This is a genomic window from Ignatzschineria indica (assembly GCF_003121925.1).
GTDB classification, from domain to species: domain Bacteria; phylum Pseudomonadota; class Gammaproteobacteria; order Cardiobacteriales; family Wohlfahrtiimonadaceae; genus Ignatzschineria; species Ignatzschineria indica.
Genome location: NZ_QEWR01000002.1, coordinates 1,073,614 through 1,088,671 on the forward strand (window position 1 = coordinate 1,073,614; position 15,058 = coordinate 1,088,671).

Annotated in this window: 12 protein-coding genes; 7 read left to right on the plus strand and 5 right to left on the minus strand. The window is 42.0% G+C overall.

The features are described 5' to 3' along the window. Positions 1-118: 118 nt before the first annotated feature. The 3 genes from DC082_RS04775 to DC082_RS04785 are packed head-to-tail and all read right to left on the minus strand — an operon-like array spanning position 119 to position 2,532. The gene (locus DC082_RS04775; RefSeq protein ID WP_109235971.1) at positions 119-1,174 is read right to left on the minus strand and encodes an NAD(P)H-dependent flavin oxidoreductase; all 1,056 of its coding nucleotides are present in this window, start codon (positions 1,172-1,174) and stop codon (positions 119-121) included. Then, positions 1,171-1,932 carry a TatD family hydrolase gene (locus DC082_RS04780; protein WP_109235972.1) on the minus strand — a complete coding sequence of 254 codons (762 nt, stop codon included), beginning with the start codon at positions 1,930-1,932 and terminating at the stop codon, positions 1,171-1,173. Before DC082_RS04780 ends, DC082_RS04775 begins: the two co-directional genes overlap by 4 nt. A 24-nt stretch (positions 1,933-1,956) precedes the next feature. After that, positions 1,957-2,532: a YecA/YgfB family protein gene (locus tag DC082_RS04785; protein ID WP_109235973.1), complete on the minus strand. Its 576-nt coding sequence runs from the start codon at positions 2,530-2,532 to the stop codon at positions 1,957-1,959. Between DC082_RS04785 and DC082_RS10730 the strand changes: the two genes are divergently transcribed. Then, on the plus strand, positions 2,520-2,723 hold the full coding sequence (locus DC082_RS10730; RefSeq protein WP_157957406.1) for a hypothetical protein: 204 nt from the start codon (positions 2,520-2,522) through the stop codon (positions 2,721-2,723). The two genes, DC082_RS04785 and DC082_RS10730, sit on opposite strands and share 13 nt — an antisense overlap. Before the next feature lie 217 nt (positions 2,724-2,940). Here the strand turns inward: DC082_RS10730 and DC082_RS04795 are convergent, their stop codons facing one another. Further along, on the minus strand, positions 2,941-3,219 hold the full coding sequence (locus DC082_RS04795) for an HU family DNA-binding protein (protein WP_094566799.1): 279 nt from the start codon (positions 3,217-3,219) through the stop codon (positions 2,941-2,943). Between the two features lie 130 nt (positions 3,220-3,349). Next, entirely contained in the window at positions 3,350-5,800 is a 2,451-nt protein-coding gene (lon, locus tag DC082_RS04800) for an endopeptidase La (RefSeq protein ID WP_109235974.1), read from the minus strand. Between the two features lie 520 nt (positions 5,801-6,320). On the opposite strand from lon, the gene uvrB reads away from it, so the two are divergent. From uvrB to DC082_RS04830, 6 genes are all read left to right on the plus strand, one after another. Continuing rightward, entirely contained in the window at positions 6,321-8,360 is a 2,040-nt protein-coding gene (gene uvrB, locus DC082_RS04805) for an excinuclease ABC subunit UvrB (protein WP_229821579.1), read from the plus strand. 190 nt (positions 8,361-8,550) lie between these two features. Next, a complete protein-coding gene (gene proC, locus DC082_RS04810; RefSeq protein ID WP_109235975.1) occupies positions 8,551-9,384 on the plus strand; it encodes a pyrroline-5-carboxylate reductase in 834 nt (277 codons plus the stop codon). Between the two features lie 154 nt (positions 9,385-9,538). Beyond that, positions 9,539-10,102, plus strand: coding sequence for a YggT family protein (locus tag DC082_RS04815; protein WP_109235976.1), 564 nt, complete (start codon positions 9,539-9,541; stop codon positions 10,100-10,102). 162 nt (positions 10,103-10,264) lie between these two features. Further along, complete coding sequence (tadA, locus tag DC082_RS04820; RefSeq protein ID WP_109235977.1) at positions 10,265-10,774, plus strand: tRNA adenosine(34) deaminase TadA; 510 nt, start codon at positions 10,265-10,267, stop codon at positions 10,772-10,774. 14 nt (positions 10,775-10,788) lie between these two features. Beyond that, positions 10,789-11,925 (plus strand): cell division protein ZapE, encoded by a 1,137-nt coding sequence (gene zapE, locus DC082_RS04825; protein WP_109235978.1) that lies wholly within the window; start codon positions 10,789-10,791, stop codon positions 11,923-11,925. Positions 11,926-11,984: 59 nt separating this feature from the next. After that, positions 11,985-14,906, plus strand: coding sequence for an FAD-binding and (Fe-S)-binding domain-containing protein (locus tag DC082_RS04830; RefSeq protein WP_109235979.1), 2,922 nt, complete (start codon positions 11,985-11,987; stop codon positions 14,904-14,906). The last annotated feature ends 152 nt before the right edge of the window (positions 14,907-15,058 follow it).

The following is a 15,058-nucleotide window of genomic DNA, read 5'->3' on the forward strand; positions in this document are numbered from 1 at the left end:
AAAAATAGAAAAAGAAATAGAAAAAGATAAGGGCAAGATCATTCTTCTCGCCCTTCTAAAATCTCTCTTAAATTTCGATTAAATCTCGATTAAATCTCGATTAAATGTGATAGAGCAATCAACTCACCAATGACTCCATCAATCTCTTCACAGAGACTCTTTCACAAAAAGGCGCATTAACGCTCGCCCAGATAGGCTGAAAGTCCACAGGATGATCCCCCATCTCTAACTCATCGATCGTTGCTGCATGAACCAAAAAGAGCTGCTCCGGGAAAGGGAGTGTTCTGCCACGGACTTTTCGTAACTGCTGCGTTCCTAAATTGCTATAACAGCGCCCTAATACCCCGGTCCAATGCTCTGTTAAGACAGAATCATACTCATTACTCTTGAGAAGAAGCTCCGCTTCTTGCTCACTTAATCCCGATTCTGGCGTCAACATAAACGCGGTGCCAATCCCAACACCATCCGCCCCTTGAATAATTGCTGCAGCAAAGAGTGATTTATTATAGATCCCACCTGATACCGCAAAAGGCTTTTCCAATAGACGCGCCCCTTGAGTTGTTAATGCCTGTGCGCTAAAAGCATGAGTGCGGACATCACCAATAAAAGTGTGACGCATTCCCCCCGATTCAGATCCTTGCAAGAGATGGACATCAACACCACTCTCTTCCCATAAAAGCGCTTCAACCATATGAGTTGAATGACCAATAATTTTAACACCAGCCTCTTTTAAGAGTGCAATCGTCTCTTTAGAGGGAATACCAAAAGTGAAACTTACGACCGGCACCTCTTCATCTAAAATAACCTCTAACAGATCATCTAAAGGTGAGAGTTCCCATGCATCAGTATTGAGATTCTCTATCTCCAATAACTCTGCGCTTGCAAACCCTTTCATCCGTGAAATCGCATCCGCATAGAGCGATTCTGGAATATCACGACTCTTTGAGATCATTAAGTTAACGCCAAATGGGCGATCGGTTAACTCTTTAATAGAGGAGATCTCATGTTGCAGGGCTTCGGCGGTTAAAAAACCACCTGCAATCATGCCTAGACCACCACTATTTGAGACTTCAGCAACAAGCTCTGTTGATCCACCATGGTAGAGTGGCACCTGGATAATAGGATACTCAATCGATAGTTGTTGAGATAAGCGTGCAGGTTTATTGATCGTCATTTTATCTCCAAATTAAATAAATGAATCGCATTCTGTGTTGTTATCTTAGCAAGTTCTCCCCTCTCAAGCGATCTTTGTTGTGCAATAGAGTGGGCAATTTTCACTAAATCTTCCGGCAGATGAGCCTCACCCTTTTCCCGATAAGCTCCTGGTTGAAAGGGTGCGTCTGTCTCAAGTAGAAGATGATCGATAGGTGTCGCTTGTAATAAACGTTGCAACCTTTTAGCGCGAGAATAGGTGACCGCCCCTCCAAATCCTAAATAGAAGCCGAGTGCTAAGATCTGCTCTAACTGCTGCAGACTACAGTTGATACCATGAAACACCCCCCGAGCCTGCGGATAGCGACGCAAAATTTGCAATACTGAATCCACTGCTTTATAGGAGTGGATAATTAAGGGGAGTTGATACTCTACAGAAAGTGCAACCTGCGCCTCAAAAAGAGCTATCTGCTTTAGATGATCCTCACGAGAAAAATCGAGTCCGCACTCCCCTATAGCGATAGGTGAATAATGCTCGATCGCCTCCCTTAACGATAAAATAGCAAAATCGAACTGCTCCGGTAAAAACCACGGATGGAGCCCCAAAGCAGGATAACAGTGAGAATAACGCTGAGTGATCTCCACGAGAGGGATAAATGAATCAATGGTCGTTGCCGGCATAATCCATCCCCGAATGCCCAAATCCTGGGCTCGTTGCAGATGTTCAGCGAGCGCCTCTTTCGGCGTTATATCATTGAGATGAATATGGGTATCGATCATTTTCTTCTACCTATCAAAGTTAGCCTAGTGAATCTGAGGTGTTCCTTCTTCTACAACAACTTCCTCTCTATCTCTGCCTTTAAGGTGATAGTAGAGCATCAAAGCACCTACTCTGACAAATTCAATCAACTCCTCTAACGCAAGATAATCTTCCTCATCAGCCAACTCATCGACCACCTGTTCCTGCTCTAATCCTGAGAACTCAATAATGTAACGGATATAATCTCGACCATCTTCATCAAGCGCCTCATAGAGCTCATTAGAGAGGCCAAAGCCATAGCTAAAACCATGACACCATTTGATAAATCCTTCAATACGTTGCTCTAAAGGTTCTTCCGGCAAGAGAAGAGAGAGATTAAAATCCTCGGAATTTAACTCTGCAAGCGTCTTTTCATAGAGAATTTTTAAGATCTCTTGATTCAACTCCGCTTCATCAAAACGAATATGCTCAATCTCCACTAGCCAATTATGAAAATAATCATGAGACTCTCCACATAGAAGGGCTATTAAGAGCCCCTGCGCTTCAGAAAGATTAAGACCTGGAAATTGCTCTTGCAATAATTGGTAGGTCACACTTTGAGGGATTTGTGTTTCTGACATCGATTGCTTCCTTTCTTTTTTCTGCTGTTTCTGCTGTTTCTGCTGTTTCTGCTGTTTCTGCTGTTTCTGCTGTTTCTGCTACTTCTCTACTATTTTACCGTTACGATGAGGGAAATATCCTACATCTCTACTATCTATTTCTATTTCTACTTCTACTATCTGCTTCGATAGCCTTCTTATCTACGAGATAGCTACCCTCTTTCCTATATAGAATTTCTATTTTCATCAACATTCACTAAAATAGTTATTAAAATGCCTACTGAAACACCTATTAAAGCGCTTATTATAACGCGATTGAATAGCCTGATTAAGATAGATACAGAAAGTAGATGCAAAAAGTAGATACAAAAAGGCTTTAGCACATAATGTACTAAAGCCTTTTAATATGCTCTGTTAAATAAGGAATACTTACTTATTAACTGACTCGCGAAGACCTTTACCAGCTCTGAACGCAGGTACGCGTGACGCTTTGATCTGAATTGTTTTTTCAGGGTTACGTGGGTCACGACCAACACGTGCAGCACGATCACGTACTGTAAATGTACCGAAACCAATTAAAGTTACACTATCACCATTTGCAAGCGCTTCAGTAATGGTTTCCATCACTGCTTCAACCGCTTTCGCAGAAGCTACTTTCGTCATTTCCGTTTTTTCTGCTACTGCAGCAATCAATTCAGTTTTGTTCATAAAATTATATCCTACTATTAAAAAAACATGTAATTTGCACGATCATAGTGTGCTTATGTCTATTCAAATTAACAAACTTTGCTAATTCTGTATAGATTTATACGTCCGCAATCGATGCAAGTCAAGTGATTCAATGTGTTTTCGCTCTTTTTTTGATCTCATCGACCTCTTCAGGAAGCGTTGTAAAACTATCAAAGCGTTTCCACTCATCTCGTCTTGTAAGTGATTGTGTTAATGCACAATCTACCACTTCATCGAAGGTTTTTACAGGAATAATCTCTAATGCATCGAGAATATATTGAGGAACCTCCTCTAAATCCTTCACATTCTCCTCTGGAATCAAGACGGTACGTATACCCGCACGCTCGGCTGCTATCAATTTTTCTTTTAATCCCCCAATAATTAACACATGACCTCTGAGGGTAATTTCCCCTGTCATCGCAATATCGGAACGAATCGGCACACCTAAAAGTGCAGAAAGAATTGCAAGGGTAATCGCGGCACCGGCACTTGGTCCATCTTTAGGAATCGCCCCCTCCGGAGCATGAACATGAATATCCCATTTTTTGTAGAAATCATCGGGCAAACCATAATAACTACTACGTGCGCGAATAACCGTTAATGCTGTTCTAACGGACTCCTTCATCACATCACCAAGGCTACCCGTTGCGATAAGTTCCCCTTTACCGGGCACTAGCTGTACCTCAATCCCCAGAAGATCACCACCAACTTGTGTCCAAGCTAACCCATTGACATAGCCAACCTCATGCTCATCCTCTTTAATACCATGACGATACTTGATAGCGCCAAGATAATATTTGATACGCGCCTCATCAACGATCTCCCCTTTACGATCACGCTCTTTATCGAGCATTCTCTCTTTAATGAATTTCCGGAAGATTGTATTGATTTCACGGGTTAAATTTCGAACCCCTGCCTCTTTTGTGTAATGATTGATAAGAAAAAGAAGCCCATCATCGGTAAATTTAATCTCTTCACGCGTTAATCCATTCTCCTTATAGGCATCTGGAATAAGGTGCTCTTTCGCAATTGTGAGCTTCTCAAGCTCGGTATAACTTGAAAGTTCAATGATATCCATTCGATCGCGTAGAGGCCCTGGAATATCATAACTATTGGCGGTTGCAATAAACATCACTTCCGAAAGATCGATATCAACATCGAGATAATGATCATTAAAGGTACTATTTTGTTCTGGATCTAAGACCTCTAGAAGTGCGGCTGCCGGATCACCTTTATGGCTATGGCCGGTCTTATCTAACTCATCGAGTAGAATAAGTGGATTTTTGGTCTTCGCTTTTGCTAAAAGTTGTACAAGTTTACCCGGCATCGCGCCGATATAGGTACGACGATGACCTCTAATTTCAGACTCATCACTTACGCCCCCTAAACTCATCCGCACAAACTCTCGTCCTGTCGCTTCGGCAATTGAGCGAGCAAGAGAGGTTTTCCCTACTCCCGGTGGTCCAATAAAGCAGAGAATATCACCCTTCTTCGATTTTGTATGACTAATAACCGCTAAATGCTCAAGAATATGATCTTTGACCTTCTCAAGGCCAGAATGATCTCGATCTAATGTCTTTTTCGCAGTAATCAAACCATAGCGAAGACGAGAGCGATCATTCCAGGGCATCTTTAAGAGCCAATCGATATAGGTTCGAGCAACCGTTCCTTCTGCGGACATTGCCGGCATTGATTTGAGTCGCTTAACTTCATTAAGCCCCTTCTCTTCAGCCTCTTTAGGCATACCGGCAGCTTTAATCTTCTCTTCGAGCGTCTCTAACTCGGAAAGGCCTGAATCGTTTAGATCATCAAGCTCTTTATGAATCGCCTTGATCTGTTCATTGAGATAATATTCGCGCTGATTTTTTGAGATTTGTGTCTGGACTAATCCATGAATTCGACGTTGAAGATCGATAATGTTGAGCTCAACACTCAAATGATTGATCAAGAGATCCGCAGCTTCACCTAAATCTTCTGCCGCTAAGATCGATTGTTTCTTCTCCACCGACATCGGAATCTCACAAGCAAGCTTCATCACCAATGGATAGAGCGCTTTATCCTCTAAGAGCAATTCCGGCGTTAATTGTTTAATTTGAGCATTTTCTAAAAGCTTCTTCACCAACTTCTCAAAAGTAGCGTAGTAGACCTCTTCTTCTGCCTCTGTTAAATTATTTTCAAAAGGGGCAAGCTCATAACTTCCCATTACAAAATCAAAAACGTAGCCCTCACCATTTTCATAGACTAACTCTTTTGTCTTCTGCAATTTAACTCGTTCAAGGGCTTCTAATGTAACTTGGTAGGATCCCCCTTTTGAGAGTTTACTTGAGATAATACGGACAACAACACCGGTATGGTAGATTGTCTCCATATTAATTCGCTCTTCATCAGGATCTTTTAGGCTCATCAATAGAACACGATTATCAACCTCCGTTGACATCTCAAGCGCACCTATTGAAAGAGGTCTACCCACTAAAAGTGGAGTTTTTGTCCCCGGAAACACTACTAAATCGCGAAGCGCTAAAATAGGTAATTCCGCATCTTTTACTCGTTTTTGAGACATTCGTTTTTATCTCCAATTTATTATAATGTGATTTGGTATTCATCCACGTTTTATCGATAAATCTCTACATCAATGATCTTACCACCTAACAGTGATTGTTAGAAGTTATGCTATCGTTAGCCTCTCTTAGAATCACTATGAGATCCTTGAACCTCATAAGCTCTGCTGATCTTGATTGCTATCAATTGCTATCAGCTTACTATCAGATAGCAGATAAATAACAGCTTAAATAGCAGATCAACCGACGAGAGGTTATCAGTGATATAAGTAATACTAAGTGATATCAAGTCGTACAAAAGAGATAAAAAATATAAAAGAGAGAGAATTGATATAATTTTGGTAGAAAATTAACATAAAAACTAATATCAAATTTTTGATCACTCTTTTGATCACTCATTTATTTCATTTATTACTTTCGTACTTTCATCAAATCATCAATCGCAAATGGCATACTATCTCTATATTCGATGCTTTATGAAAGTGACTTCTAAAACCGATACAGACATACATAACATTCAATATGGCGACAGATCCTATGCATTTCAAGCTCTCTACCCATTATTCTCCGGCAGGAGATCAGCCTGCAGCAATTACTGCATTAACAGAAGGACTCAACGATGGACTAGCCTTTCAGACCCTTCTTGGCGTTACAGGATCAGGGAAAACCTTTACCATGGCCAATGTGATCCAAAATACACAGCGCCCAGCAATGATCTTAGCTCCCAACAAGACACTTGCTGCACAACTCTATGGTGAGATGAAGGAATTTTTTCCTGAAAATGCTGTGGAATATTTTGTCTCCTATTACGATTACTATCAGCCAGAAGCCTATGTGCCGGCATCAGATACCTTTATTGAAAAAGATGCTTCTATCAATGATCATATCGAACAGATGCGACTTTCAGCGACCAAAGCGATCTTAGAGCGTCCCGATACCATTATTATTGCCACGGTCTCCGCAATTTACGGTCTTGGCGATAAAGATCACTATATGAGTATGATTCTCCATGTCACTAAAGGGGAGCGGATCGATCAACGCGATATTATTAAGCGTTTAGTAGAACTACAATATACACGCAACGATACGATCTTAGAGCGCGGAAACTTTAGAGTTCGAGGCGAAGTGATCGATATCTTTCCCGCAGAGAGTGAACGAGATGCGGTTCGAATTGAGCTCTTTGATGATGAGATTGAAAAACTCTCCTTCTTTGATCCTCTAACCGGTCATGTCTCTCGCAATGTCTCCCGCTTGACAGTCTATCCCTCAAGCCATTATGTAACCCCCAAAGATCGACTACTTGCCGCCGTAGAAGAGATTAAAGTGGAACTCGCCGCACGCTTAGAAGAGCTTCGTTCACAAAATAAATTATTGGAAGCACAACGGATTGAGCAACGAACCAAGTTTGATATTGAGATGATGATTGAGCTAGGCTATTGCCAGGGAATCGAAAACTACTCGCGCTACCTCTCCGGAAGAGCGCCAGGAGAAGCGCCCCCCACACTCTTCGATTATCTTCCTAAAAATGCCATTCTCTTTATTGATGAATCCCACGTTGCCGTCCCTCAAGTAGGCGCAATGTATAAAGGGGATCGATCTCGAAAAGAGACCTTAGTCAATTACGGTTTTCGTCTCCCCTCTGCTCTCGATAACCGCCCACTAAAATTTGAAGAGTTTGAAAATTTAATGCCTCAAACGATCTTTGTCTCGGCAACGCCAAGTATCTATGAGGCAGAACATGCCGATCAAGTTGTAGAACAGGTGGTAAGGCCAACAGGACTTCTCGATCCGATTGTAGAGGTTCGTCCGGCAGAGACACAGGTCGATGATGTTCTTTCTGAAATCCATCAACGAATTCCTAAAAATGAACGAGTTCTTATTACCACTTTAACGAAAAAGATGTCAGAGGATTTAACAGAGTTCCTAGCCGATCATGGAATCAAGGTTCGATATCTCCACTCAGATATCGATACCGTCGAACGGGTGGAGATTATCCGTGATCTGCGCCTTGGCGTCTTTGATGTTTTAGTGGGGATTAACCTCTTACGAGAGGGACTCGATATTCCTGAAGTCTCTCTCGTAGCGATTTTAGATGCTGATAAAGAGGGATTCCTCCGTTCAGAGCGCTCCCTGATTCAGACTATAGGGCGTGCTGCACGAAACTCGGAAGGGAAAGCCATTCTCTACGCCAATAAGATCACTAAAGCGATGCGTGCCGCAATCGATGAGACGGAACGTCGTCGGGCACTACAAGAGGCTCACAATATTGAACACAATATTACCCCTAAAACCATTCAAAAACAGATTCAAGACATTATGTATGATGCCCGCGATGCCGCTCCTGATAATGAATATATCAAAGAGTATCGCGGCAAGTTGATCATCGATGAACAGAGTATTAATGATGAGCATCAATTTAAATCAGACCCTAAAAAATTGGCAAAACATCTGGCACAATTGGAAAAAGAGATGCTCGATCATGCACAAAACTTAGAATTTGAAGCGGCTGCGGAGATGCGAGATGAAATTGAGCGTCTCAAGCGAGAGTTTCTTCTTGCCTAAAGTTTTTCCTGAAAGAGCATGATAAAATAACCCAATGAGCTCAAAATCCCCTATTTAAGTTAACACTAAGTTAATACCATTTTAATACCATTTAATTAACGCCGGGGATTGCAACTTTCGTAACATCAAAAAGATCTCACCCCAATGATACAAAAGAGATCAATACGAACAATAATAGCGAGGAGTATTTATGAAAAAAGCGGTAGGATTTATCGGTGGCGGCAATATGGCAAAGGCGATATTGAGCGGATTATCACAAAAAGAGCGTTGTTTTGACCTCTATCTTTGTGATCGAAATGAAGAGAAACGCACCTATTTTCAACAGACGCTCGGCGTTACCACTTCAGCAGATTATCGCGATTTTATCGATCAGGTCGATATCCTTATTTTAGCCATCAAACCCCAAGGATTCCCAACTCTCCTTGCTGAACTTAAACCCATTCTTCATGCACTTAAAGAGAAACCACTCATTATCTCTATCGCTGCCGGCATTTCAATAGAAGCAATTTTACGTGGCATCGATGCAACGGAATATCCCATCATTCGTGTCATGCCTAATACTCCATCCACTATTGGATTAGGGGCTTCTGCGCTCTATGCTAATGAAGCGGTCTCAAAATCTGCATGCGATGATGCCGACCAGATCTTCGCAAGCTGTGGAATTACTACTTGGCTTGCATCTGAAGAGCTCATCTCTGCGGCGGTAGCTGTCTCGGGCTCAAGCCCAGCTTACCTCTACTATCTGATGGATATTATGAGCCGTGTCGGAGTAGAGATGGGGCTTACTCCTGAAAATAGTAGAGTATTAACACAGCAAGCGGTGCTAGGTTCAGCACGTTATAGTCAACTTTCTGATCTCTCTTTTGAGACGTTAAAGCGCAATGTGATGTCCCCCCAAGGAACAACAGAGCAGGCGATCTTTAGCTTAGAGAGAAATCATTTTGACAAGATTGTTGAGGAGGCGATGAGAGCTGCATTTAATCGCGATCAAGAACTTTCCGAACTCATCTCTGAGAAAATATAGGTGATCTAGAGTAGCGATGAGTCATCTATTCGTTACGCTATTAACGCCATTGAATCACCCACTAAATCTCAGTTATAAATTCCTCTGTTTCCACTATTTTCCTATTTCCTATTTCCTATTTCCCCCATTAGATAGATGAGGAGCAAAATCTCTAATGATCAACAATATTCTCGAATTTCTCATTGAAGTTGCTTATAGCTTTGCGATGATCTTTATTCTTCTTCGCTTTCTATTGCAATTAGTTAAGGCAAACTTTTACCATCCGATTGTGCAATCGATCGTTAAACTCACCAACCCAATTATCTTACCGATTCGTAAAATCACGCCCATCATCGGCAGTGCCGATTGGTCTGCGATCTTAGCGGCGATTATCATTACAATCATCAAGTACCTCCTCTTGATGTTACTCAAAGTGATGTTGCCGATTACACCGCTAGCATTAGTGGGAGTGGTGATTTTAGAGATCTTGCGCAACATTATCTATATCTATCTCTTTGCCTATATTATCCAAGCAATTAGTAGCTGGATCGGCTCATCTCCAAGACAGAGCGTCTTTTTAAGTCTTCTCAATCAACTGCTTGCACCCATTATGAAACGCTTCCCTTTTAAGCTACAGGTCGGTATGATCGATTTTCGCCCAATGGTGATTGTACTCGGTCTCTTCTTAGGCTTAAATGTGATCAATCATTTCTATGCAAAATTGATCTTCTTTGCCTAGCGAATAAAAAGAGCGTTTCACAAAACCTCATAGAAAACCTGATTATCAGGAAATAACAGTTAGGAAGTAACAGTAGAAGAGCTATAGAACGCTATAGAATGCTATAGAAAAATAAAAAATCCATCATCTGATAACAGATCATATAAGAATAGATCATACAATATGAGTGAAGTACGAGAAAACAGCACGATAGATAAGACCCCTGATGAAGCATATCAGCAACATCGATACTTTATGCAAGAGGCTCTTCTTGAGGCACAAAAAGCAGGGGAGATCGGAGAAGTCCCTATCGGTGCTGTGATTGTCCACAATGGAGAAATTATCGCACGTGGACATAATCGCTCCATTATCGATAATGATCCCACAGCACATGCCGAGATTGTTGCAATTCGCAAAGCTTGTGCCAAAATCAAAAACTATCGTCTGCCGGGGATGACACTCTATGTCACTTTAGAACCTTGTACAATGTGCGCAGGCAGTTTTCTCCACGCACGTATCGATACCGTTGTTTATGGTGCAGGAGATTCCCGGAATGGCGCATTAGGAACTAACCTCAATATCAATGACTATAAAGCATTTAATCATAAAATCACCATTATTCCACACATCCTCTCTGAGGAGTGTCGTTCACTTATCAAAGCATTTTTTAAAGAGCGTCGGGTTAAAAAATAGAGGAGCAAATCATTATGACAACCATTAAAGAGGCCTATTTCAAACTCATCGAAGAGAAAGGTTTTAAGGTCGATCCCGTCCAAGTTTCTGTCGCTGAGAGCTATGACAAATTAAAAGCTAAAATTCTCAACGATAAACCGATCCCGGCAGAGGATTCTCGCTCCTTTATGCAGAAGATGTTAAAACCTTTTGCCGAGCAACCGATGACCTATAGCGATCCACGCGGACTCTATATCTATGGGCGCGTAGGAAGAGGAAAAACCTTTCTAATGGATCTCTTCTTTAACAATATCGATGTTCCCAAAATTCGGGAGCATTACTACCACTTTATGCAAGATGTTCACCAAAAGATGCGTCAATATCAAGGAAGTGAAGATCCGCTTAAATTGGTAGCAAAAGAATTTGCCAAAGAGTGTAAAGTTCTCTGTGTAGATGAGTTTCACGTTATCGATATTACCGATGCGATGATTCTCTATCGTCTGCTCGATGCCCTCTTAGCGGAAGGTATCTTCTTTATCACAACTTCTAACCGTCCGCCTGAAGATCTCTATAAAAATGGATTACAGCGTCAACAATTTCTGCCGGCAATCGATATTATCAAGAATCGTCTTGAAGTCATTGTTCTCGATACAGATCAAGATTATCGTATGCGCCATATCGATAGTGCCGATGTTTGGTTTACCGGTACAGAAGAGGAGCAAGAGAAGCAGTTCAAGCTAAAATTTGAGAAGCTCACCGGTGGTTCAGATCATCCCGAAACACTCGATGTCAATGGACATCCATTTCATATGTTAGAACATTATGAGAAGAGTGCTTGGTTCACCTTCGATGAGGCTTGTTGCAAAGCACGTTCATCTCAAGACTTTATCTATCTTGCATCAATCTTAGATACCGTTTTCTTCAGTGGCTTACCGCAATTAACGCGAGATTTAGAGAATGAGGCAAGACGCTTTGTGATTATGATTGATGAGTTCTATGACCAAGGGGTCAAAGTGATTATTGGTTCGGAAGTTCCGATGAATCAACTCTATGCACCGAAAGGTGAAAAGGCGCTCGACTTTGAGTTTGATCGCACAATTAGTCGCCTTATTGAGATGCAATCACAGGAGTATCTCGATCAACCGAAAAGAACGAGCAATAAAGAGAAATAACTATAAATAATAAACGGTAAAAAACTATAAAAAACAACAATAAAGAATGGAGAGAGATTATGAGCATCCACCCCACCCCGAGTACAGAGCAGTTTTTAGAAGCCTTAAGCGCAAAAAACTTTAATGGCGAGATTGAGGTCTCTTATGCCCAAAGATTGATCGCGGCAACAGATAACTCTATCTACCAATTGATGCCGGAAGCGATCCTTTTTCCCAAAGATAATCACGATGTGGAGAAAGTGATGGTGCTGCTAGGAGAGGAGCGATTTCGCCATATTACGCTCTCCACTCGCGGAGGTGGCACAGGAACAAATGGGCAATCCCTCAATCAAGGGATTATCTTAGATCTATCACGCCATATGAATAAGATTCTACACTTTGATCCTGATAAGCGAGTCGTGACAGTGCAAACGGGAGTTGTCAAAGATCAACTTAATGCCTATCTTCGCCCCCATGGTTTCTTCTTTGCACCTGAGCTTTCAACCTCTAACCGTGCAACAATCGGTGGAATGATCAATACTGATGCTTCTGGCCAAGGAAGCTGTGAGTATGGCAAGACCAGCCAACATGTCCTTGAGATCTTAGCTTATCGCATCGGCGGTGAAGCGCTTGTGAGTCGTCCTTTTTCTCAAAATCAGAAAGATGAAAAATGTTTACCAATAGCGGAATCTCTCTATCAAGCACTTCTTCCCCATAAAGAGAAGATCCATTCCCACTTCCCTCAACTCAATCGATTTATCACAGGATATGACCTTGATCACTTCACACAAGATGATGCTATCAATCTCAACCACCTTCTTTGTGGGTCAGAAGGAACATTGGGCGTTTTTACAGAAGCGAAACTCAATGTCTTGCCAATTCCCAAAGAGACGGCACTCGTCCTAATAACCTACAATGATTTTATCGGCGCACTTGAGGATGCCCCGCTCTTAATGGGGGCAACACCTAAACCGACATCAGTTGAGGTGATCGATAATATTGTCATGGAGATCGCCAAGAATGACTTTATCTGGGCGACAACAGAGGAGTATTTTAGCGGCATCGATTATGAGGCGCTTAAAGCGATTCAACTTGTTGAATTTAATGCAGATGATCTTCCGACATTGCAAGAGAAGGTCACCGACTTTACACACTATATTGAGACCCATCCCCATAAAAGCCGACTCTCCATTCGCCCACTCTTAGGAAAAAAAGCGGTACTTGATATCTATGGTCTGCGTAAACGTGCGGTAGGATTGCTAGGCGCTGTTCAAGGAAATCGTCGCCCGATTCCATTTGTGGAAGATACAGCTGTTCCACCAGAAAATCTAGCCCCCTTTATTGCTGAATTTCGAGCTATTCTAGACCAAGCGGCAGTCAAATATGGCATGTTTGGTCATGCTGATGCCGGCGTTATCCATGTCCGCCCTGCACTTGATCTCAAACTAGAAGAGGATCGCCCGCTTATTCGACAAATCTCCGACAAAGTCTATCAGCTCTGCCAAAAGTATGGTGGCGCACTTTGGGGAGAGCATGGAAAGGGGGTTCGCTCTGAATATGCTCAAGATTTCTTTGGTGAGCTCTATCCCCTTGTCCAGAGTGTAAAAAGAACGTTCGATCCTTACAATCAACTCAATCCCGGCAAAATTGCAGCCGTTGCGGATCATGCGCTCTTAAAGATTGATGAAGTGCCACTTCGTGCTGATTTTAATCGTCAGATCAATAGTCATTACTGGGCTGAAAATGCTTATGCGACAACTCTCTACTGTAATGGAAATGGCGCCTGCTTCAATTATGATCTCAATGCCGCAATGTGCCCAAGCTATAAAGCGACAAGAGAGCGAATTCACTCCCCTAAAGGTCGAGCAGAATTGATCAAAGAGTGGCTTCGTCAAAAATCACACAATATTGTTCAACCCCAATTTGAGCAAGAGCTCTATGATTCACTCTCACTCTGCTTAAGCTGTAAATCATGTGCCGGAGAATGCCCTATTAAAGTCAATATCCCGGCGGCAAAATCCCAATTTCTCAATGAATATTATCAAAAGAGAAAACGCCCACTCTATGAAAAAATCTTGATCAATGCTGAAAAGATGGTAAAACAGAGTGCCAAGGTTGCAGGAATTACTAATTGGATTACCCAAAACAGCCTAACGAAGCAGCTCTTCTCACAGATTGGACTCGTCGATCTTCCACAACTTGAGCGAGCCCAATATCATGCAGATCAACACTACTATCAACAATTAACACTCGATAATCTCTCCTGCTTAGAGTCGGTTAAATCTCCGGAAAACGCAGTTATTTTAGTGCCTGACTCCTTCTTTATGTTCTATGATGCGACAACCTTTAATGCCACCGTAGAGCTCCTTCATCAATTAGGCGTCATGATCTTTATCGCGCCTTACCAATCCTCTGGAAAGGTCGCTCATGTCTATGGTGCTTTAACACAATTTAAAAAAGAGGCTGAAGCTCAAAATGAGCTCTTAACGAAGCTTGCCGCTTACGGCATTCCACTCGTAGGTATCGAACCACCGATCACACTCACCTATCGAGAAGAGTATCCTGCTATCGGGCTTGCTTCCCCCAATGTTGCACTCATTCAAGAGTGGTTAGCCACCTATCTTGCCAATAGACAAGATCTTCCACAGATTGAAGAGAAGATCGATCTCAAGCTGATGAGCCACTGTACTGAAAAGACCAATGCAACACATGCGCCTAAAGCATGGCAAGAGATATTTGCCCGTTTTGGCCTCCACTTAAGTGAGGAGAAGAGTGGTTGTTGTGGAATGAGTGGTGGCTTTGGCCATATTAAGAAAAATAGAGATCTCTCTGAAAAGATCTACTCTCAATCATGGGGCGAGATCATCAAAGAGAATGCACCTGAAACACTCTTAGCCACTGGATCTTCCTGCCGAAGTCAGGTAAAACGCTTCGATAATGTTGAGATTGTTCATCCGATTGTGAAACTCAATCAATTGTTGAGCCCACTTTTGCAGAGATAGCAATCAAGATTGAAGATAGGTTATAGTGTCTATCTATCATTTTAAATAAGTATCGATAGATAACAGTATTATAGATAGCGGTATTATAGATAGCAGTTTTATCGAGCCCGCTCCCTCTCTTACAAAACAGATAAGGAGATATTATGGATACT

Excerpts from the sequence above, each read along its gene's own strand:
- DC082_RS04795 (WP_094566799.1), bottom strand. The coding sequence starts at position 3,219 with ATGAACAAAACTGAATTGATTGCTGCAGTAGCAGAAAAAACGGAAATG.
- uvrB (WP_229821579.1), top strand. The coding sequence starts at position 6,321 with ATGGCGACAGATCCTATGCATTTCAAGCTCTCTACCCATTATTCTCCG.
- tadA (WP_109235977.1), top strand. The coding sequence starts at position 10,265 with ATGAGTGAAGTACGAGAAAACAGCACGATAGATAAGACCCCTGATGAA.
- lon (WP_109235974.1), bottom strand. The coding sequence starts at position 5,800 with ATGTCTCAAAAACGAGTAAAAGATGCGGAATTACCTATTTTAGCGCTT.
- proC (WP_109235975.1), top strand. The coding sequence starts at position 8,551 with ATGAAAAAAGCGGTAGGATTTATCGGTGGCGGCAATATGGCAAAGGCG.
- DC082_RS04775 (WP_109235971.1), bottom strand. The coding sequence starts at position 1,174 with ATGACGATCAATAAACCTGCACGCTTATCTCAACAACTATCGATTGAG.
- DC082_RS04815 (WP_109235976.1), top strand. The coding sequence starts at position 9,539 with ATGATCAACAATATTCTCGAATTTCTCATTGAAGTTGCTTATAGCTTT.
- DC082_RS04785 (WP_109235973.1), bottom strand. The coding sequence starts at position 2,532 with ATGTCAGAAACACAAATCCCTCAAAGTGTGACCTACCAATTATTGCAA.
- zapE (WP_109235978.1), top strand. The coding sequence starts at position 10,789 with ATGACAACCATTAAAGAGGCCTATTTCAAACTCATCGAAGAGAAAGGT.
- DC082_RS04830 (WP_109235979.1), top strand. The coding sequence starts at position 11,985 with ATGAGCATCCACCCCACCCCGAGTACAGAGCAGTTTTTAGAAGCCTTA.
- DC082_RS04780 (WP_109235972.1), bottom strand. The coding sequence starts at position 1,932 with ATGATCGATACCCATATTCATCTCAATGATATAACGCCGAAAGAGGCG.